18 protein-coding genes and 1 tRNA gene are annotated in these 20,568 nt (G+C 68.7%); 10 read left to right on the top strand and 9 right to left on the bottom strand.

The window, feature by feature from the left end; all coding sequences use genetic code 11:
* Position 1 precedes the first annotated feature (1 nt).
* Together rnhA and EDC29_RS07225 are read right to left on the bottom strand one after the other, a co-directional pair.
* Positions 2-433, bottom strand: a complete 432-nt coding sequence (gene rnhA, locus EDC29_RS07230; RefSeq protein ID WP_005222591.1) for a ribonuclease HI — start codon at positions 431-433, stop codon at positions 2-4.
* A complete protein-coding gene (locus tag EDC29_RS07225) occupies positions 426-1,187 on the bottom strand; it encodes a class I SAM-dependent methyltransferase (protein ID WP_132229159.1) in 762 nt (253 codons plus the stop codon). The genes rnhA and EDC29_RS07225 overlap by 8 nt, the downstream gene beginning before the upstream one ends.
* Before the next feature lie 176 nt (positions 1,188-1,363).
* On the opposite strand from EDC29_RS07225, the gene EDC29_RS07220 reads away from it, so the two are divergent.
* From EDC29_RS07220 to EDC29_RS07200, 5 genes are all read left to right on the top strand, one after another.
* A complete protein-coding gene (locus tag EDC29_RS07220; RefSeq protein WP_123140070.1) occupies positions 1,364-2,812 on the top strand; it encodes a LysM peptidoglycan-binding domain-containing protein in 1,449 nt (482 codons plus the stop codon).
* Between the two features lie 21 nt (positions 2,813-2,833).
* Complete coding sequence (locus EDC29_RS07215) at positions 2,834-3,421, top strand: L,D-transpeptidase family protein (protein ID WP_132229157.1); 588 nt, start codon at positions 2,834-2,836, stop codon at positions 3,419-3,421.
* A gap of 126 nt (positions 3,422-3,547) precedes the next feature.
* Positions 3,548-3,637 (top strand) — tRNA-Ser (locus EDC29_RS07210).
* 196 nt (positions 3,638-3,833) lie between these two features.
* The gene (gene mtaB / locus EDC29_RS07205) at positions 3,834-5,153 is read left to right on the top strand and encodes a tRNA (N(6)-L-threonylcarbamoyladenosine(37)-C(2))-methylthiotransferase MtaB (RefSeq protein ID WP_132229155.1); all 1,320 of its coding nucleotides are present in this window, start codon (positions 3,834-3,836) and stop codon (positions 5,151-5,153) included.
* Between the two features lie 482 nt (positions 5,154-5,635).
* The gene (locus EDC29_RS07200) at positions 5,636-5,998 is read left to right on the top strand and encodes an endonuclease domain-containing protein (RefSeq protein WP_123142234.1); all 363 of its coding nucleotides are present in this window, start codon (positions 5,636-5,638) and stop codon (positions 5,996-5,998) included.
* A gap of 87 nt (positions 5,999-6,085) precedes the next feature.
* On the opposite strand, the gene murI is transcribed toward EDC29_RS07200, so the two are convergent.
* From murI to EDC29_RS07185, 3 genes are all read right to left on the bottom strand, one after another.
* Positions 6,086-6,919, bottom strand: coding sequence for a glutamate racemase (gene murI, locus EDC29_RS07195; protein WP_123140067.1), 834 nt, complete (start codon positions 6,917-6,919; stop codon positions 6,086-6,088).
* A 393-nt stretch (positions 6,920-7,312) separates the two neighbouring features.
* The gene (gene xthA, locus EDC29_RS07190; RefSeq protein ID WP_132229153.1) at positions 7,313-8,131 is read right to left on the bottom strand and encodes an exodeoxyribonuclease III; all 819 of its coding nucleotides are present in this window, start codon (positions 8,129-8,131) and stop codon (positions 7,313-7,315) included.
* A gap of 1 nt (position 8,132) precedes the next feature.
* Positions 8,133-8,450, bottom strand: coding sequence for a hypothetical protein (locus EDC29_RS07185; protein WP_123140065.1), 318 nt, complete (start codon positions 8,448-8,450; stop codon positions 8,133-8,135).
* 229 nt (positions 8,451-8,679) lie between these two features.
* Here EDC29_RS07185 and EDC29_RS07180 point away from each other — a divergent pair, with 229 nt between their 5' ends.
* Both EDC29_RS07180 and murU read left to right on the top strand, forming a co-directional pair.
* Entirely contained in the window at positions 8,680-10,437 is a 1,758-nt protein-coding gene (locus EDC29_RS07180) for a SulP family inorganic anion transporter (protein ID WP_132229151.1), read from the top strand.
* Positions 10,434-11,099, top strand: coding sequence for an N-acetylmuramate alpha-1-phosphate uridylyltransferase MurU (gene murU / locus EDC29_RS07175; protein ID WP_123140063.1), 666 nt, complete (start codon positions 10,434-10,436; stop codon positions 11,097-11,099). Before EDC29_RS07180 ends, murU begins: the two co-directional genes overlap by 4 nt.
* A 59-nt stretch (positions 11,100-11,158) precedes the next feature.
* On the opposite strand, the gene EDC29_RS07170 is transcribed toward murU, so the two are convergent.
* The 3 genes from EDC29_RS07170 to EDC29_RS07160 all read right to left on the bottom strand — a co-directional run bounded on the left by EDC29_RS07170 (position 11,159) and on the right by EDC29_RS07160 (position 14,554).
* Complete coding sequence (locus tag EDC29_RS07170) at positions 11,159-12,790, bottom strand: c-type cytochrome (RefSeq protein ID WP_132229149.1); 1,632 nt, start codon at positions 12,788-12,790, stop codon at positions 11,159-11,161.
* Positions 12,791-12,824: 34 nt separating this feature from the next.
* Positions 12,825-13,370 carry a cytochrome b gene (locus EDC29_RS07165; protein WP_123142239.1) on the bottom strand — a complete coding sequence of 182 codons (546 nt, stop codon included), beginning with the start codon at positions 13,368-13,370 and terminating at the stop codon, positions 12,825-12,827.
* A gap of 164 nt (positions 13,371-13,534) precedes the next feature.
* The gene (locus EDC29_RS07160) at positions 13,535-14,554 is read right to left on the bottom strand and encodes an extracellular catalytic domain type 1 short-chain-length polyhydroxyalkanoate depolymerase (RefSeq protein WP_123140060.1); all 1,020 of its coding nucleotides are present in this window, start codon (positions 14,552-14,554) and stop codon (positions 13,535-13,537) included.
* A gap of 274 nt (positions 14,555-14,828) precedes the next feature.
* Between EDC29_RS07160 and moaA the strand changes: the two genes are divergently transcribed.
* A complete protein-coding gene (gene moaA / locus EDC29_RS07155) occupies positions 14,829-15,851 on the top strand; it encodes a GTP 3',8-cyclase MoaA (RefSeq protein WP_132229147.1) in 1,023 nt (340 codons plus the stop codon).
* 14 nt (positions 15,852-15,865) lie between these two features.
* Here moaA and EDC29_RS07150 read toward each other — a convergent pair whose 3' ends face one another.
* Positions 15,866-18,280, bottom strand: coding sequence for a diguanylate cyclase (locus tag EDC29_RS07150; protein WP_132229145.1), 2,415 nt, complete (start codon positions 18,278-18,280; stop codon positions 15,866-15,868).
* 133 nt (positions 18,281-18,413) lie between these two features.
* Between EDC29_RS07150 and mobA the strand changes: the two genes are divergently transcribed.
* Together mobA and EDC29_RS07140 are read left to right on the top strand one after the other, a co-directional pair.
* Positions 18,414-19,052 carry a molybdenum cofactor guanylyltransferase MobA gene (gene mobA / locus EDC29_RS07145; protein WP_123140058.1) on the top strand — a complete coding sequence of 213 codons (639 nt, stop codon included), beginning with the start codon at positions 18,414-18,416 and terminating at the stop codon, positions 19,050-19,052.
* 327 nt (positions 19,053-19,379) lie between these two features.
* The gene (locus EDC29_RS07140) at positions 19,380-20,297 is read left to right on the top strand and encodes a PEP-CTERM sorting domain-containing protein (protein WP_200189297.1); all 918 of its coding nucleotides are present in this window, start codon (positions 19,380-19,382) and stop codon (positions 20,295-20,297) included.
* The last annotated feature ends 271 nt before the right edge of the window (positions 20,298-20,568 follow it).

Here is a 20,568-nt window from a genome sequence, read left to right as displayed (position 1 = left end):
TCTACCTCGGGATACCCTGATTGGCGAGCTGATCGGCGCGTTCGTTGCCGGGGTGGCCGGCATGCCCCTTGACCCAGTGCCAACGCACCTGATGGTCGGCGAGCGCGGCATCGAGCCGCTCCCACAGGTCACGGTTCTTCACCGGCTGGCGACTGGCGGTCCGCCAGCCGTTGCGCTTCCAACGCGGCATCCACTCGCCCACCCCGCGCTTGACGTACTGCGAGTCGGTGGTGATCTCGATCTCGCTCGACCGCTTGAGCGACTCCAGCGCCATGATCACCGCCATCAACTCCATGCGGTTGTTGGTGGTCTCGCGTTCGCCGCCGCAAAGGCTCTTCTCGGCCTCGCCCCAGCACAGCAGCACCCCCCAGCCGCCGGGGCCGGGATTGCCCTTGCAGGCGCCATCGGTATAGGCGTGCACCGCCTCAGACATGTGGATTCCTCCGTGCGGTCGGTTCAACCCGTCCCGGCAACAATTGTCGGCGACCCCGCCACGACGGACGCAGCGGGGTGAGCGTCGACACCCGCTTGACCGCGCGCAGCACATAGACCCCGCCGAGCGCCGGCAGCAGACGCCGCCCCAGGGTCTCGATACGCGGCCCGCCGGGGCCAAGCGCCCGGGTCAGCGGCGGACGGAACATCAGGAACTCGCGCCGTTCGAGCGCAAAACCGAGATCGGACAACCAGGCCTCCATCTGATAATGGGTACGAAAGCGACCGCACCAGGGTGCCGGCCCTCGCGCGCCACGCAGCAGAGCGCGCAGACCCCAGGTGCTGAGGGCGTTGAAACCGATGACAATGAGTCGTCCCTCGGGGATCAGGGTGCGCTCGGCCTCGCGCAGCACCGCCTGCGGGTCGGGCGAGAAATCGAGGGTATGGGGCAGGAAGAGCGCGTCGATGCTGTCGGAGGCCAACGGCAACTGCGAGGCCAGTCCGACGATCGCCGGGGCCCGGGCCAGCGGCGGCGGATCGCAGGGCATGGCGATGCGATGCCGGATCCGGCTGGTGGCGAGTGCGTCGCGGAAGCTCTCGGTGACGCCGACCTGCACCAGATAATAGCCGAAGGTGTCATGCAGCAACTGCTGTACGCAGGCGCACTCGAGCCGCGCCAGCTCGGTGCCGAGCGGCGAGCGATACCAGCGCTGGAGTTGGGCGAGCGGGGAGTCTGGCCCCTTGCAAGCAGTCATGCGGCAGCCTCTTCGAGGCGGCCATGGTAACCGCAGCGGCCCCGCGCTGTCGTCTCCTCAGGCGCACCCAATTCCCGACCTCGGGTCTGGAAATCCCCCCCGGGTTTGGCTTATGATGACGCGCGAAAATTCAAAAAATCCTTCTTTACAAACACTTAACGCCTCCCGGGGATTCAATGCCTGATGTTTCACGTCTGGCACGCACGCTGTGCGCGCTGCCCCTGTTGCTCGCGCCCGTCCTCTCGGGCTGCGTCAAGGACTCACCACTCACCCGCGCCGAACAGGACTCGGACGCACGCCCCCAGATCGTCTCGGCCCGCGAATACGGCTTCGTCCGACCCGCGGTCGATATCAGCAGCCTCGAGGCCACCGACAGCGGCAAGGGTCTCGCGACCACCGGCGGCGGTGGCAACCTGTGGACGCGGGTGCGCGCCGGCATGCGGCTGCAAGACCAGCACAACCCGCGGGTCGAGGCGGTCATCGCACGCTTCAAGCGCGATCCGCGCTATCTCACCCGACTCAATGACCGCGCCCGCCCCTATCTGCGCCTGATCGTCGACGAGATCGCACGGCGCGGCCTGCCGATGGAGCTGGCGCTGCTGCCCCAGGTCGAGAGCCGCTACAACCCCGGTGCCACCTCGTCCAAGGCCGCCGCCGGGATCTGGCAGTTCATGCCCTATACCGGACGTGCGATGGGACTGCGCCAGGACCAGTGGTACGACGAGCGGCGCGACGTGCTCGCCTCGACCCGCGCCGCGCTCGACTATCTCGAACAGCTCAACGCCCAGTTCGACGGCGACTGGGCGCTCACCATGGCCGCCTACAACTGTGGCCCCGGCTGCGTGGCCAACGCCGTTGAGCGCAATCGCCGCCAGGGCAAGCCGACCGACTTCTGGTCGCTGCAACTGCCCACCGAGACCCGCGACTATGTGCCGCAGATCCTCGCCACCGCGCGTCTGGTGGCAACCCCCGGGCAATACGGCCTGGCCCTGCCGCCGCTCCCCGATCGCCCCCAGCTCGAGCTGATCCGCACCCCGGGCGCGGTTGAGCTGGCCAAGCTCGCCAGCGCCAGCGGCGTCGAACTGGCCACCCTCAAGCGACTCAACCCCGGTCTCAAGCGCGCGCGTACCGCCCCCGGCGCCCAGGCCAACCTGCTGGTGCCGGCCGGCAGCGGTGCGCTGCTGCGCAAGGCGCTGGCCCAGGCCGAGGTGGTCACGCCCGCGGCCTACAGCGCCTCGAGCCGCGTCCATATCCGCGAGCGCACCACCCCGCAGGCACGCCCGGCGGTCGCCGTTGCCAAGCCCGTGCGCACGACGCCCAAGGCACTGGTCCACGTGGTCAAGCGCGGCGAGACCCTCAGCGCCATCGCCCGCCGTCACGACCTCGGGGTACGCGCACTCGCCGAGAGCAATCATCTCGATCTCGACGACACCCTGCGCCCGGGGCAGAAGCTGCGCATCCCCGGCAGCAACGCGCTGGTCACCTATCGGGTGCGCAGCGGCGACTCGATGAGCGTGATCGCCCGCCGCTACGGCGTCACCGTCGACGACCTCCAGCGCTGGAACGCCCTCTCCGACTCGCGTCTCGACATCGGCGACACCCTGCGCATCTATCGCAAGAGCTGATCCGATCGCGAGGATGCGCGCATGTCCCGCGTCATCCACACCGCCGAGCAACGCCCATCGCCCACCCCCGGGCGCCGGGCGCTGCTCGGCACGCTGCTCGGGCTGACGCTCCTGCCATCGGCTCGCGCGATGTCGCTGCTCGCCCTCCCCCAGCCACTGCGCCCGACCAGCGCGCCCGACGACTTCCGCCCCCCGCGCCCCGACATGGCCGACCGCGTCCTCGTGCGCAAGGCCGAGCGCCGACTCTATCTGCTGCGTGACGGCGCGGTGTTGCAAAGCTACGCCATCGCGCTCGGCTTCCAGCCGCTCGGCCACAAACGCCGCGAGGGCGATGGGCGCACCCCCGAGGGACGCTATCGCATCGACTGGCGCAACCCCGCCAGCCGTTTCCACCGCGCCCTGCACATCTCCTACCCCGGTCCCGGCGACCGGTTGCGCGCGCGTCTCCACGGTGATGACCCCGGCGGCGCCATCATGGTCCACGGCACCGGTCCCGACACCCGCCGCAACGGCGACTGGACCGCCGGCTGCATCGCCGTCGACAACGCCGCGATCGAGCAGATCTGGTCGCTGGTGGCCGACGGCACCCCGATCGAGATCCTGCCCTGAGCGGTCCCGGCGCGCCCCGAGACGCGGGACGGAGACACCAACCCGCAAAACAGGGGTAGACAAGCCGGGACGACACCATTAATATTGCCGACTCGCTGCCGCGCCATGCGCGGACCGCCAGCACTTGGAGAGGTGCCGGAGTGGTCGAACGGGCTTGACTCGAAATCAAGTGACTCGCTTGCGGGTCCGTGGGTTCGAATCCCACCCTCTCCGCCATCTTCCCTTCTGGATCGTCCGATCCGCGCAAGACCCCCAATCCCAGCATCATCGACCGAAGGCCGGCGCTACGCCCTGCCCGGGATTCGTCGCATCCTGGCCCAGCGCACGACCGAGCGGATGCCCTCGTCCCGACAACCCCCTATAATACTTGCCGCTCCGCGCAACACCAGCTCCACCGCAGTCCCGGCCGATCATGCACCGCACCAATGCCCCCGCTCCCACCATCCGCCTACACAGCCTCGGCTGCCGTCTCAACGAGGCCGAACTCGAGGAATGGGCCGAGCAGTTCCGCCGCGCCGGAATCCAGCTCGCCGACGACGACCAGGGCGCCGACCTGGTGGTGATCAACACCTGCGCCGTCACCCAGGAGGCGGTGCGCAAGTCGCGCAAGCTGCTGCGTCGCGCCCAGCGCGACAACCCGCGCGCGCGGCTGATCGTCAGCGGCTGTCTGGCCGCGCTCGAGGCCGAGGCGCTGGCCGGCGAGTCCGGCGTCGATCTGGTGGTGAGCAACGCCGACAAGGACCGGCTGGTGGAGATCGCGCGCGCCACCCTGACGCTGCCGCTGATGCCCGAGAGCGCTACCGCCGGCGGCGCCGAGGCGCTGTTCGCGCGTGGGCGCCAACGCGCCTTCGTCAAGGTGCAGGACGGCTGTCGCTACAACTGCACCTTCTGCATCACCACCCGCGCCCGTGGCGAGGAGCGCAGCCGTCCGATCGCTCAGGTGGTGAGTGTGATCAACCGTCTGACGCGCCAGGGGGTGCGCGAGGTCGCGCTCACCGGCGTCCACCTCGGCGGCTACGGTCATGACCAGGGCAGTGACCTCGGCGAGCTGATCGCCGCAGTGCTCGCCGATACCGGCATCGAGCGCCTGCGGCTCGGCTCGCTCGAACCCTGGGACCTGCCGGAAGGCTTCTGGGAATTGTTCGCCGATTCACGACTGATGCCGCACCTGCACCTGCCGGTACAGAGCGGTTCGGACCGGGTGCTGCGCCGCATGGCCCGACGCTGCAAGCGCGAGGCCTTCATCGAACTGGTCGCCGCGGGCCGTGCGGCGCGCCCCGAGCTCAACGTCACCACCGACGTCATCGTCGGCTTCCCCGGCGAGGACGAGGAGGACTGGCGCGAGACCCTGTCGCTGGTCGAGACCGTCGGCTTCGGCCACATCCACGCCTTCGCCTACTCGCCCCGCGCCGGCACCCTGGCCGCCACCCTGCCCGGACGCGTCGATACCGCCACCAAGCGCGCGCGCAGCCAGGCGCTGCAGCAGTTGGCCGCCGCCAGCCGCGCCCAGCTGCTGCACGAACAGCGCAGCGCCCGTCTCGAGGTGCTCTGCGAGCAGCCCCCCGACCCGGCACGCGCCCTGCCGGGCCAGGGCTACACCCCCAACTACCTACCGGTCCGCTTCACTGCCCTGCCCGACCCGATCGACACCAACACCCTGGTCGAGGTCGAGATCACCGGCGTCGACGACGATGGAGAACATCTGCTCGGGCGGGCGATCCGGGCGCGTTGATCAGACGGGTGACGCCCAGCTCAGCGAGCCCCCTACCCCCCTTTGTCAAAGGGGAACTGCGTTGGACACGTTTAATGAGGGATGCCCCCTGCGCCGGAGGGGGAGCTGGGTTGGAGACGTCAATGAGGGGATGCTCCCTCCTGCGTCAGAGGAAGATCTGGGTTGGAGACGTTACTCACCAGTACGCCAGCCGCGCCTTCCAGCAACCTGCGCCGCTACGCCATGCGTTGCGCGATGAGCCAGTGCAGCAACTGCGGGGACACCCCCCTGAGGCTTCCCCTTTGAACACCCTGAGGTACCCCCCTTTGGAAAAGGGGGGCTAGGGGGGATTTCCCATCAAAAAAGCAAGGTAAAAGGAGACCCCCGACCATCCCCCAGCCTTCGAGCATCAACACAAAACCGGACTTCACGCGACGAGCAACCACCTTCTCCACAGGCCATGAACTGACGCCCGATTCAGCCAAGGGGCAGGAAGGTCGAACTTGCAACCCTACAACAAGTCGCTCAAGCCCTTCTCCCGTCACCTCCGCAGCAACATGACCGAGGCCGAACAGGCGCTCTGGCAGCGGTTGCGTCGCAAACAGGTCCACGGTCCGCGGCTCTACCGACAAAAACCGCTGCTCGGCTTCATCGTCGATTTCTACTGCCCCAAGGCCGCACTGGTGATCGGGATCGACGGCGGTCAGCACCGAGTCCCCGAGCACAGGGCCAAGGACGCGAGACGCGATCAGGCGCTGGCCGATATCGGTCTGACCGTGCTGCGATTCGACAGCCGTCAGGCCCTGAACGAGACCGACGTCGTGTTGGAGACGATCCATCGCGCCATCGACCACGGCCCGACCTGAAGGGCCAGAAGCGCAGGAATCAACATCCAGAAAGGAAGAACCCGACACAACCCCGATTGAAACAAGGGGTTGGTTGATTCGTCGCGCTCAAGCCCCCTCGCGCAGCAGCGAGACACCCGACTCGATCGGCTCCGGCAGCACGGCCAACGACGGCGCCCCCGGCCACAGGCGCGCGATCAGGGGCGCGACGCGCTCCAGCTCGCCGCTGGTCCAGAAGCGCTCGCCGCCGATCCGACCGGGCGGGGCGAGCAGACCGGCCTCGGCGAGCCGGCGGCGCACCTGACGGGCGACGCCGGCCCCGGAGTCGAGCACCGCGACCTCCGGCCCGGCGAGCCGTTCGATCAGCGGGCGCAGGTGCGGGTAGTGGGTGCAGCCGAGCACCAGGGTATCGACCCCTCGTTCGAGCAGCGGCGTCAGATAACCCTCGAGCAGAGCGTGGGTCAGCGGGCCGTCGAGATCCCCCTGCTCGATGCGCTCGACCAGTCCGGGACAGGGCTGGGCAAGGACCTCGGCCTGCCCGGCGACACGGGTACGCAGGCGCGCGAAGTTGGCGCTGGCCAGCGTCTGACGAGTAGCGAGCACGCCGACACGACCACTGCGGGTGCGCGCGGCGGCGGGCTTGACCGCCGGCTCCATCGCCACCACCGGCAGCGCATGACGCGCCCGCAGCACTCGCGCCGCCACCCCGGTAGCGGTGTTGCAGGCGATCACGATCGCCTTGGCCCCTTGAGCGATCAGAAACTCGGCAACCGCCAGCGAGCGCGCCTCGATCGTCACGGTCGGCTTGTCGCCATAGGGAGCGTGGGCGGAGTCGGCGACATAGAGCAGGGCCTCGCCAGGCAGCTCGCGACGGATCTCGCGCAGCACCGACAGCCCGCCGACGCCGGAGTCGAATACGCCGATCGGTTGCTGTCGGATCATCCTGGAGTGGCCTGAGGAAGCGAAGAGTAGGTCGAGACCCGCACGAGTGTAGGCCGCGCCCGACGACCTGACAATCGGTGGCGACGCCGGCCGCCGGGGGATTGAACCGCGCCGGGACGGCCAGCGGCCAGCGGCCAGCGGCCAGCGGCCAGCGGCCAGCGGCCAGCGGCCAGCGGCCAGCGGCCAGCGGCCAAGATTGAACCGCGAAGGCGCGAAGCGCGCAAAGTGAATGCTGTGTGATGTCGGCGTGAGGCCACAGACGGCGCGAGTCCGCACCCTCTGGTGGCTGATCTCTGACGGCTGGCGGCTTATTCCCCTTGGCGCCCTTCGCGGCTTCGCGGTTCAAATTCCTGGCGGCTGCCGACTGGCGGCTGAAAGCGCCCGACCGCCCCCTCAGCCCTCGAAGCTCGCCCACACCGGGCAGTGGTCGGAGGGCTTCTCCATGGCGCGGATCTCGTAGTCGATGCCGGTCTCGATCAGGCGTTCGCGCAAGGGCGCGGTCACCAGTAGCTGGTCGATGCGCAGTCCGCGCCTGGGCTCGCGCTCGAAGCCGCGTGAGCGGTAGTCGAACCAGCTGAAGGTCTCGGCGTTGTCGGGATGCAGCTCGCGATGGGCGTCACAGAGCCCCCAGTCGGTCAGCGCGCGGTGCCACTCGCGCTCCTCGGGGAGGAAGCTGCACTTGCCGCTGCGCAGCCAACGCTTGGCGTTGTCGGCGCCGATGCCGATGTCGAGGTCCGAGGGGGCGACGTTCATGTCGCCGAGCACCACCAACAGATCGGCGGGCGAGAACTGACCGCGCAGATACTCGAGCAGTCCGGCATAGAAGCGCTGCTTGGCGGGGAACTTCAGCGGGTGATCGCGCGACTCGCCCTGGGGGAAGTAGCCGTTGATGACCGTGATCGGCGTGCCGTCGGACAGCGCATAGCGCCCGGTGATGAGCCGCCGCTGGGCGTCCGGCGCATCGCCCGGCAGCCCCCTGACCACCGCCAGCGGCTCGGCCTTGCTGAGCAGGGCGACGCCATAGTGTCCCTTCTGACCGTGGAAGCGGGCGTGATACCCCAGCCCCTCGACCGCCGCGCGCGGGAACTGCTCGTCGGCGACCTTGCACTCCTGCACCCCGACGATGTCGGGGTCGTGCGCCTCCCTGAGCGCCTCGAGCTGATGCTGGCGAGCACGGATACCATTGATGTTGAAGGAGACGATCTTGAACATCTCAGGCACCTCCCAGCACGTCGCGGGTCTCGCGCCCGCCGACCTCGACCCCATGGGCATGGGCCCGCCCCCAGGGCGTCACCCGCTCGGTCGGCGCCAGCGGCTCGATCTCGGGCAACGGGCGGGCGGCGAGCGCCGCACCGTGACCGAGTGCGGCGAGCGCCGCGCGCATGCCGTCGGCATAGCCACGGTCGTACCAGCACTGGGCCTCGTCGCAACGCGCGCGATAGTCGGCGGTGTCGCGATAGAGCCGTTCGAGCAACGCCAACAGACGGTCGAGGAGCTGATCGGGCGGCAGGGCGGTGGCTGGACTGGACATGGGATCGGGGACGCTCGTTGATCGGTGGTGACGGAAGACGCTGGCCGGGTGCCATCGCCGCGAGGCTAGCATGTGTCGACCGGGCACCCAAGCGCCGCACCGATGCCCGCCGCGCCGGGAGAGGATTTTTCATCGTCCCGTCGCTCACTTAGAATGCAGCGCTCGATGCCCGCCAACGGGGCCGCCCGCACCCGCCCCGCTCCGCCAACCATCACCCGAGGTCTCGCCGATGCAGTCGTCCCCGCCCTCCCGCTGGTCCTGGTTGACGCCCTTCATGGCCTGGCTCCCCGGCGTCGGCCCCGCCGAACTTCGCGCCGATCTCGTCGCCGCGCTCACCGGCGCCATCGTCGTGCTGCCCCAGGGCGTGGCCTTCGCCACCATCGCCGGGATGCCGCCCGAATACGGGCTCTATGCCGGCATGGTGCCGGCAATCATCGCCGCACTGTTCGGCTCCTCGCGCCACCTGGTCTCGGGGCCGACCACCGCCGCCTCGGTGGTGGTGTTCTCATCGCTCTCGGTGATGGCGGTGCCGGGCACGCCGGACTATGTCGCCCTGGCGCTGACCCTGACCTTCATGGTCGGGGTGCTGGAACTGGCGCTCGGGCTGGCGCGCATGGGTGCGCTGGTCAACTTCATCTCGCATGCCGTGGTGGTCGGCTTCACCGCCGCCGCCGCGGTACTGATCGCCGCCAAGCAGCTCAAGCACTTCTTCGGCGTCGAGATGGACAGCAGCGGCCACCTCCACGAGATCCTCTTCGAGTTCCTCAAGCATCTCCCCGAGATCAACCCGGCCGCGGCCCTGGTCGGGCTCGCCACCGTGCTGATCGGACTCGCCTGTCGGCGTTGGGTGCCGCGCATCCCCTTCATGATCGTCGCCATGCTCGGTGGCAGCCTGGTGGCGCTGGGGCTCGATCAGCTGTTCGGGGCGGCGCGCACCGGCATCGTCACCGTCGGCGCCCTGCCCTCGACCCTGCCGCCACTCTCGGCGCCCTCGCTCACCCTCGACCACATCCGCGAACTCGCCCCGGTGGCGCTGGCGGTGACCCTGTTCGCGCTCACCGAGGCGGTGTCGATCGGGCGCGCGCTGGCCGCGCGCGGCGGCTACCGCATCGACGGCAACCAGGAGTTCATCGGCCAGGGGCTGTCGAACCTCGCCGGCTCCTTCTTCTCGGGCTATGTCGCCACCGGTTCGTTCAACCGCAGCGGGGTCAACTACGAGGCCGGCGCCCGCACCCCGCTGGCGGCGATCCTCGCCGGCGTGCTGCTGATGGTGATCGTGTTGCTGGTCGCGCCGCTGGCGAGCTATCTGCCCAAGGCGGCGATGGCCGGGGTGCTGTTCCTGGTCGCCTGGGGGCTGATCGATCGCGCCGAGATCCGCCATATCCTCCACGCCTCCAAGCGCGAGACCGCGGTGCTCGCCGTCACCTTCTTCTCGGCGATCCTCCTCGAGCTGGAGTTCGCGATCTTCGCCGGGGTGCTGCTGTCGCTGGTGCTCTATCTCGATCGCACCTCCAAGCCGCGGATCCATACCCGCGCGCCCGACCCGCGTCTGGCCCATCGCGCCTTCTCCAGCGACCCGGAGCTGCCGCAGTGCCCGCAGCTGCACATCATGCGGGTCGATGGCTCGCTGTTCTTCGGCTCGGTGCCCCATGTCGAGCAGGCCTTCGACCAGCTGCGCAGCCAGCACCCGGAGCGCAAGCATCTGGCGCTGGTGTGCAGCGGCATCAACTTCGTCGACTACCAGGGCGGCCAGGCGCTGCTGCAGGAGGAGCGGCGCCGACGCCTCGATGGCGGCGGCATGTATCTGATCCACGTCAAGCAGGGGCTGTGGGACGCGCTCGAGCGCTACGGCTGTTTCGAGGAGACCGAGGCGCGCAACGTCTTCCAGTCCAAGACCGCGGCCATCCGCGCCATCTACCAGAAGCTCGACAAACGGGTCTGCGCCGGCTGCGAGCAACGTATCTTCCAGGAGTGTCATCCATCATGAAGGCGATGATCCTCGCCGCCGGGCGCGGCACCCGCATGCGCCCGTTGACCGACCACACCCCCAAGCCGTTGCTCGAGGCCGGCGGCCGGTCGCTGATCGTCCATCACATCGAGCGTCTGGCCACGGCGGGTATCCGCGAGCTGGTGATCAACCACGCCCATCTCGGCGCACAGATCGAGCGCGCGCTCGGCGACGGCTCGGGCCTCGGAGTGGAGATCCGCTACTCGCCCGAGGAGCGCGCGCTGGAGACCGGCGGCGGCATCCGCCGCGCCCTGCCGCTGCTCGGCGACGCGCCCTTCCTGGTGGTCAACGGCGATGTCTGGTGCGACCTCGACCCGGGCGCACTGCGCCTCGCCCCGGGCGATCTGGCGCAGCTCGCGCTGGTCGACAACCCGCTGCACCACCCCGAGGGCGATTTCTCGCTGGATGACGGACGGGTGCGCGATGGCGACGCGCCGCGCCTGACCTTCGCCGGGATCGGGCTCTATCACCCGGCGCTGTTCGCCGAGCAGCCCGAGGGCGCCTTCCGGCTCGCGCCCCTGCTGCGCGCGGCGATGGCCGACGACCGGGTGGGCGGACTGCACCATCGCGGACGCTGGTTCGACATCGGCACCCCGGAGCGTCTCGCCGCGCTCGACGCCCTGCTGCGCGAGCGCGGCTGAACCGACGGCGGCCGCGGGAATCGAACCCGCCGCCGCACGCCCGGGCGCGCGAGCGGTCCTCAGTCCGCGGTGGTGCCCTGACCGAGCACGGCGCCACCGTCACCGAGCGGCTCGCCGTAGAGGTCGAAGGGACTGGTGTGGAAACGCGCGGCGGTCCGCTCCACCGAGCCGTCGAAGCGCGGGTCCTGCGGCCGCTCGTGAGCATTGATGTAGGCGGCGACGTCCCAGGCCTCCTGGGGAGTGAGTCGCACCGTATCGAGCAGCGGCATGTTGGCGGCGATGAAGGCCGCGGCGGTATCGACGCGATGCATGCCGGCACCCCAGTTGTAGGAGCGTGGCCCCCACAACGGCGGGAACACCACCTCGCCCTCGACCAGCAGCCCCTCGCCCTCGGCGCCGTGACAGAGCGCACAGTGCTCGGCGTAGAGCGCCGCGCCACGGGTGCGGTCGAAGCCCTCGGCGGGCGGCTGCAGACGCGGATAGCCGCGCCCGGACATCGCGGTGTCGCCGGTCGGGGCGCCAGTGGCGAGCCAGTAGATGTAGGTCTGCAGGGCGTCGATCACCACACTGTTGGTCTCCGGCACCTGGCCGCTGGCGCTGTCCTGCGCGTTCATCGAATAACGGAAGCAACCCTGGATGCGCTCGGCCATGGTGTCGACCCGCTGGTTCTTGCCGCGATAGGCCGGATAGGCCACCCAGGCGGCCCACATCGGCGAGGCGTCGGCGCGACGGCCATTGTCGAGATGACAACCGGCGCAGGTCTGGTCGTTGCCGACATGGGACGCCGAGCGCGGATCGGTGTTGGTATGACGGAACAGTCGCGCGCCGAGTCGCACCATCTCGCCGAACGGCCCCTCGGGCAGCGCATCACGGCCCGGCGGGGTGAAGCGCGACGCGGCCTCGGCGCGCCCGGCGGGCACCGAGCCGAGGTGTTCGGGCACGGCGGCGTCCGCGCCAGCCACCGCAGTCGCGGGCGTGCTGGCGCTGGCGGTCACGGGCGCCGGCGCCGGCGCCGGATCGGGGAGATCGTCGACGGGATCGGCGACGGCCAGCGGGCGGGTCGCGAAATAGGCCGCGAGCGCGCGCTGCTCGTCGGCGTCGAGTCGCCCGGCGACGGCGCCCATCAGCGCCATCGGCTCGCCGTGGCGCCGCCCCGACGCCCAGGCCTCGAGCTGGGCGAGCAGATAGCTGTAGGGCTGCCCCGCCAATGGCGGGAAGACCGTGCCCGCACCCGTCCCACCGGGGCCGTGACAGCGTACGCAGGCCGGCAGGTCGCGCCCCGACCAGTCGCCGGTCTCGGCCAGCGCCCGGCCGGCGACGGCATCGACATCGCTCGGCGCCCTGGCGTTGGAGGCCGGCGCCAGCGCACCGTAATAGGCGCTCACCGCGGTGATGTCGGCCGGTTCCAGCCGCTCGGCCCAGGGGCTCATCACCGGGTGGCTGCGCTGGCCGGCGCGAAAGCGCTCGATCTGGGTGGCGAGATAGGCCGGTTCCAGACCGGCCAGGCGTGCCGCGCCCAGAGCCTCGTCGCCGCCGCCGTCGGCGCGATGACACCCGGCGCAGGCGACGATGCCGCGCGCGGCATCGCCCTGCTCGGCGAGCGTTCGACCATGCTCGAGTGGTGTGGCGCCGGAGACGGTCGCGGACACGGTCAAGAGCACCGTCGCCATGACGGCGGCGAGATGAGACATCGCGGGGTCCCTCCTGTCGGCGTAACGCGCGCCCTTACCAGGGCAGCATGCGGTGCAGACCGTTGTCGCGACGGATGTACTGGTGCCAGAGCGCGGCGAGCACATGCACGCCGATGAGGGCGTAGAAGAACAGCTCCATCGGCTCGCCGTGCGGCCACGCCTTGACGAACGCGTGCAGCGCCGGCATCTCACCGATGATCGAGGGCACCTGGGTGCCGAAGAAATCGGCGGGGATGTCCTTGGAGGCGATGCGCAGATAGCCCGAGATCGGCACCAGCAGGGTGGCGAGGTTGAGCAGCACGTGACCGAGATTGGCGGCGAAGCGGCTCCAGGCCGGGGCATCGAGCAGCGCGGGCGGCGGCACCAGTCGACGCCAGGCGATGCGCGCCAGGGTCAGGCCGAAGACCAGGAAGCCGAGCGACATGTGCAGGTTCAGCCACATCATCCGCAGCTCGGACTCGCGCGGGGTGATCTCGCGCATGGCATTGCTGAGAAAGAGACCGAGCAGCAGGATGGCGATGGTCCAGTGGAAGGCCTGGGCAATCAGGCCATAGCGCTTGAAATCGGATGATTGGGTCAAGGTCGAGATCCTCTTGCGGGGTTGCGGGGGTAGCACCGGGATGAGCCGGCGCCGACCTGGCTGTGACCGGCGTACCGCCGCGGGCGGGGACCGGCGCGAGGAATTCTGGCACGCCCGGCGGCATGAGACCATGCAAACACAATGGAATCACGCCAGAGCACGGTTCAGCGCGCGTGTCGGAGAAAGAAGCGCAGCATCTCACTGGATGCGTCCGGACCGCGCGGCTCGGTATAGCTCGCCTCGGCGGCACCACCCGACCAGCCGTGCCCGGCACCATGCACCAGCCACAGCTCGGCCTCGGCACGCCCGGCGACCTGGGGATAACAGGTACGGCTGAAGGCCAGTCCGGCCGGCGCGCACCCACGTTCGATCTCGACGGCGCCCTGCATCGCCCCGGCACGCGCCTGGGCGATCAGCGCCAGCGCATTGCTCGGATTGACCCGGGTGTCGCGATCCCCGTGGAAGACGATGGTCGGACAGGCCGGCAGCGGTCCATGCGCTGGCGGCGAGGCGCCCTGGCGCATCACCGTCATCGCCGAGATCAGGTCGTGGGCGCAGCCGGCGGGCAGCCCTGAGTGCACCCCGAGCGCGACATAGCGCTCGGGATAGGCCGCCGCCAGGGTCGCGGCCATCGCCCCACCGGCCGAGAGCCCGGCGATGTAGATGCGCCGATCGTCCAGTCCATGGGCCATCATCACCGCCTCGGTCATGCCGGCGAGGATGGCGCACTCGCCGCGATCGCGTCCCTGGTCGGCCGGCTCGTACCAGTTCCAGCAGCTGGCGCCATTGGCCTCGGATGACTGTGCCGGATAGAGCGTAGCCAGTCCCTGGGCGGCGGCGCACAGGTGCATCCGCGTCGCGGTGGCGAAGTCCTCCGGCCCCTGGCCGCAGCCGTGCAGCATCACCACCAGCCCATCGGCACGCTCGGGCAGATAGAGCCGATAGCGGCGCACGCCGGCGGTATTGGCAAAGCTGTCCTCGATCCAGCGCCCGTGCGCGATCTCGCCACCAGAGGCGGCGGCGGGGTCGACCCGCCGGCACTCACCCTCGATCACCGCGGCATCGCCGTCGGCAGCCCCGCTCAACCCCATGGCGCGCTGCACCAGCGCGGTTGCCTCGGCCACGCGCCCGGCCTGGGTGAGCCGCGCGGCCTCTTGCATCGCCGACTTGAAGAAATCTGCCATAAGGTCCCCTGTCTACCGCGATCGATGCGCCTTTATCGTGGACGGATACGGCCCCTGTCCGGGGCGCACCAAAGGATCGAGGCTAGAGTAAGGCCGGCGTGGCCGTCAACGCGGTCCGGCCCAGCCAGGGCACGGCAGCGGGACGACCGACAGAACCGGCGAGAGGCCACGCCGGTTTTCAATACCCCAAAGGGCCGGGTTGCCGTACACGCCACGGGCTGAGACAGTGTTGACTGCCCCAACCCGGGCGACCGCATCCACGAGGAGGGCCTGCATGACCCGATCGCACTCGCCCCAGGCTGCCGACCGCGCCATACTCGTCGATCCCTTCGGTCGACGTATCGATTATGTGCGGATCTCGATCACCGACCGCTGCGACCTGCGCTGTGTCTACTGCATGCCCGAGCGTCAGCAGTTCCTGCCGCGCGCGCAGCTGCTCACCCTCGAGGAGATCGCCCGGCTCGGACGCTGCTTCAGCGCGCTGGGGGTGAGCCGGCTGCGCATCACCGGCGGCGAGCCGCTGATGCGACGCAACGCGCTGTGGCTGTTCGAGCGTCTCGGCACCCTGCCCGGCCTCAACGATCTCACCTTAACCACCAACGCCAGCCAGCTCGCACGCCTCGCCCCGGCGCTGGTGGGCGCCGGGGTGCACCGGGTCAACATCAGCCTCGACACCCTGCGCCCGGCGCGCTTTCGCGCACTCACCCGGCGCGGCGAACTCGCCCCCACGCTGGCCGGGATCGAGGCCGCACTTGCCGCCGGCTTTCGCCGGGTGAGCCTCAACAGCGTGATCCTCAAGGGGCGTAACGACGACGAGGTCTGCGACCTGGTCGCCTTCGCCATCGAACGAGGCCTCGATATCCGCTTCATCGAGGAGATGCCGCTCGGCGCGATCACCGAGCACGATCGCGCCGCGCTCTATTATCCGAGCGAGGCGATCCGCGCCGACCTGGCGCGACACCACGAGTTGATCCCCAGCACCGCCCACGAAGGCGGTCCGGCGCGCTATTTCATCATTCCCGGCACCGCCACCCGGGTCGGCTTCATCTCGCCGCACAGCCACAACTTCTGCGCCGACTGCAACCGCGTACGCGTCACCACCGAGGGCCGGCTGCTGCTCTGTCTCGGCCAGGAGCACTCGGTCGACCTGCGCCGGGTACTGCGTGCCCACCCCGACGACGACCAGCCGGTCAGGCGCGCGATCGTCGCGGCGATGGCGCTCAAACCGCGCGGCCACGACTTCTCGCTGGTCGCGCCACCGCGCATCCGGCGTCACATGAACCACACCGGGGGCTGAGTCGTGGTCGGGACTCAGCCGACCAGCCCCTCGGGCTCGACCTCGGGGTCGGCGACCATCACCCGGTCGCGGCCGGCGTGCTTGGCCCGATAGAGGGCGGCGTCGGCCTGGGCGATCAGCGCCATCTGATCGGTGGCATGGAGCGGGAAGACGGCGAGACCGATCGAGATGGTGATCTGCTCGCGCTGCTCGCCCAGAGCGATGCGCTGCGCGGCAAAATAGCGGCGCACCGACTCGGCCCGGGCCAGGCCCTGCTCGAGATCGGTCCCCGGCAGCACCACCAGGAACTCCTCCCCACCATAGCGACAGATCAGATCGAACTCGCGGAAGTGATCGCGCAGCGTGGCGGCGAGCGAGCGCAGCACTCCGTCGCCGACCGGATGGCCCCAACCATCGTTGATGCGCTTGAAGTGGTCGATATCGGCCATCAGCACCACCAGCGTGGATGCCTCGCGCCGCATCCGCGCCAGCTCGCGGGCCAGCGCATCGTCGAGATGACGTCTGTTGTAGAGTCCGGTGAGCGGGTCGCGCACCGCCTGCTCGGCCAGCTCCTGTTGCAGCTCGCTGATCTCGTCGAGGTTCTCGCGCAGACGCTGGTTGGCCGTGCGCAACGCCCGCTCCATCGCCCGCTGCACGCTGATGTCGCGCTTGATGGCGATGAAACGCTCGATCTCGCCGCGCTCGTTGGCCACCGGCGAGATGGTCATCTCCTCTTCGTAGAACTCGCCGTCGCGACGACGGTTGACCAGCTCGCCGCGCCACACCCGACCGGCGAGGATGGTCTGCCACATCTCGGCATAGAAATGGCTGTCGTGGCGACCGCTCTTGAGCACCCGCGAGTGCAACCGTCGCCCCGGTTCCAACCGATAGCCGGTCTGACGGGTGAAGGCCGGGTTGGCATAGAGCAGGTAGCCCTCGACATCGGTGATGATGATGGCATCGGCGGCGGCCTCGATCGCAGCGGCGCGGATCCGCAGCTTGGCCTCCAATGCCTTGCGCACGGTGATGTCACGCGTGATCCCGAGCACCTTGGAGGGCCGCCCGGAGCCATCGATCAACAGCGAGGTCACCACCTCCGTCTGTACCGATCCGCCCCCCTTGCACGGCTGCTCGATCTCGGTGAGAGCGAACAGCCCCTCGTGGTCCCCGGCGGCGACCCGCATCGCCCCCTCCAACAACTGCTGGCGCAGACGCGCCGCAGACTCGGTGGTGAGCGATGCGTCGATCGGCACGGACATCACCTCCTCCGGGCTGAAGCCACGCAGTCGCTGCACCGAGGGGCTGACATAGTCGAAGCGCCAGCGATCGATATCGAGCATCCAGATCACATCCCCGCTGTTCTCGGTGAGCAGGCGATGCAGCGCCTCGCTCTCGGCGAGTCGACGATGATCGCTCTCACGCTGCACGATCTCGCGGCGCAGCCGCTGGTTGAGGCTGTGCACCCGCCAGCTCAGCAGACCCAGCAACGCGGCGATCAGCAGCGCGGCGATCAGCGCCAGCACCACCCGCGGGGCGATATCGATCGGTCCGGGGTCATAGACGAAGCCATCGAGCGAGACCGTCTCGGGCAACATGCCGAGCCCGGCATAGACCTCGGCGATATGGCGCCAGCGACCGGGGTTGACGTGCCCGACCTCGATCACCTCGGGCTGGATCAGCCGCCGGGTCTCGGCGGCCTCGAAACGGTAGAACGCGGCATCGAGACCTTGAGTGTTGTAGTCGGCGAGGATCAGCGCGATCGCCTGCTCGGGGTCGCGCAGCGCCGCCTTCCAGCCGGCGAGACTGGCGGCGACGAAGTCGCGCACCAGATCAGGATGATCGCGCAGCAATGCCTTGCGGGTGAACAGCATGTCACCGTAGAGATCGATACCGTGATCACGCGCCGAGAACATCCGCGGAGCGGCCCCGGCCCGGCGCAGCCAGTAGGGCTCGGTGGTGGAATAGGCCGCGATCGCCGCGACCTCGCCGGCGAGCAACGCCGCCACACCGTCCTGATAGCCGCGGATGGTGAGCGCCTCGGCGGGGACCCCGATCTTCAGCAGGAGCGCACGAATCTCGGCGGCACCACGATCGAGCATCACCGGCTCGCCAGCAAGCGTCGCCAGATCGGCTGTGCCGTCGAGGGTCAAGAGCACATAGGGCGAGTGCTGGAAGATCGGCGCCAGGGCGACGACCGGCGCATACTGAGCGGCGAGCAGCAGCTCGCTTGCGGCAACCCCGAACTCGGCCTCGCCGGAGACCACTGCAGCAACCACGTCGGTCTCCGGGCCAGCCTCGCGAAAGCGCACCTCGATGCCGCGCTCGCGATAGAATCCGAGGTGCTCGGCCATGTAGTAGCCGGCGAACTGGAACTGGTGGCGCCACTTCAGCTGCAGCGTCACCGGTGATTCGTGCGCCTGTGCCGGGGCGCCCAGCAGGGATGCCAACATCAACCCCACGATCGGCAATCCGCGACTTCGGGGGCGAGCTGCGGCTGATCGACTGCTGGTCATGATCACCTCACTGTTGTCGCCCGAAGCAACGGCTGCGGGACCACGCACCAGACCACCGAGGGTAGACAGGATGCATCCACCCAGTGCTCATGACGCAATCACCGGTGTCATCCTCGCCGGTGGGCGTGCAAGGCGCATGGGCGGAATGGACAAAGGGTTGGTTGCAGTCGCCGGACGACCGCTGATCGAGTGGACACTGACGGCCTTGCACCCCCAGGTCGACAGCATATTGATCAGCGCCAATCGCAACCTCGAACGCTACTCAGCCTACGGCCACCCGGTGATCCGCGACCCACTGCCCGACTACCCGGGACCGCTCGCCGGCATCCTCGGCGCAATGCGCACCGCATCGACCGATTGGATCCTCACCCTGCCCTGTGACGCCCCCCTCCCGCCTCGTGACCTGCTCGCACGACTACGCACCGCACTGACCGAACAGGGAGCCGTCGTCGCCTGCGCACATGATGGCGTGCGGCCTCAACCCCTGCATGCGTTGCTGCCAACCGCACTGGCCCCCGATCTGGCGGGCTATCTCGCCGACGGGGAGCGCCGCTTGTGGTCATGGCTGACGCGCCATCGCCTTGCACACGCCCACTACAATGCCTCCACCTGGCCCGATCTCAACCTCAACACCCCCGAGCAGCGACACCACGCCGAGGCCAGACTCCTGGCCAGCAAAGACGCCGACGGGGCATCGCGCACCCTGTAACAGCGCCCGACACCACCCTCCTCTATCTATCTGATTGATTCAGCTTGAACTTGGCTGATCAATCCCGCCCGACACAACACCAAACCTGTCGAATTATTTGACACCGTTGCGCAGATCGCAGCGCGTTGGATCATAAGCAATTGATTAAAAAAATATAAACCGAATGCCATCAAAGGCACAATTCATGCTTGATTGAGTTATGAGCCGCTGACGGATCGCCGGCAAAAACGCATGTTGAAAGGCTTGGGTTGCAACGCGGGCGGCTATCCAGCAGGTCTCAGGGATCGCGGAATCGATAAGCAAAAGAAACGGAACATGGAGTCACGCATGATGCAACACACACCCAAACTGTTGAGCGTCGCCTTGCTCGCCGGACTCTGCATGAGTGGCGCAGCGCAGGCCGGCAAGATCGCCGACATCGCCATCCTGATCGACGAGTCAGGCTCAATGGGCGGGGAACAGGCCTGGCTGTCGGGCGCGATCAGCTCGCTCGAAAGCCAGCTCATCTCACACGGCATCGGTGACGGCACCGACGGCGAGAACCGCTATGCGCTGATCGGATTCGGCGCCAGCTCCTCGGGGCAGACCGGCGGGGTGGGCATCGATGATCAGGCGCGCGAGAACGACACCTGGATGTCCGCCGGCACCTTCGGCTCGGCCACCGGCAACCTGGTCACCTCCGGCGGCACCGAGGACGGCTACTCGGCCATCGACTACTTCCTCGACAACTACACACCCCGCGCGGACGCCGCGCTCAACGTCATCCTGATCACCGACGAGGATCGCGACAACACCAACAGCGCGCTCGACTACAGCAGCATCCTCGGCGACCTCAACAGCATCAATGCCATGCTCAACGTCGTCGTCGAGGCCGATTTCGGCACCCAGACCGTCGGCAACCTGCTCGGGTTCGACAGTCAGGGCACCGGCTACCAGGCCGACGGCAACGGCGGCTTCACCATGCTCAGCGGCGCCTCGGCACTGAACGGCTATGGTTCCACCATCCCCGACTATGTCGACCTCGCGCTCGCCACCAAGGGCGCGGCCTGGGACCTCAACCAACTGCGCGCCGGTGGCCTGATGGCCGACTCCTTCAGCACCGCCTTCGTCAACATCAAGGCCACCGAGATCCAACAGCAGGTCTCCAACCCAGGGACCGTGCCCCTGCCGGGAACCCTGCTGCTCTCGGCGGTGGGCGCACTCGGTCTGGTTGCAAGCAGCAAGCGCCGCAACCGCCGCACCTGAGCCCTTCACTTCAGGCCGCCCGTCCAGGGCGGCCCCATCGCGCACATCCCCGCGAGCGGTCCGCCTCGTCTCCCCTCGTCCTCATCTCACAGTCGTCTTGCAACCCGCGCCTCAGCCCCCAGATCACGGTGCCGAGGGCTGTCGATCGAATTGACATAAAAAATTTGCCGACACCCCTTGACATCGTTTTCGGTCGATTCTACTTTACATAACGCAGGCGCTCATCGAGGCCTGCTGACTGAAACCGGGCGGTTCCACGGAACGCTCGATC

Source organism: Marichromatium gracile (genome assembly GCF_004343155.1).
Classification (GTDB): domain Bacteria; phylum Pseudomonadota; class Gammaproteobacteria; order Chromatiales; family Chromatiaceae; genus Marichromatium; species Marichromatium gracile.
Note: the sequence above shows the minus strand (reverse complement) of the source record. Positions and strands in the feature narration are given on the sequence as shown.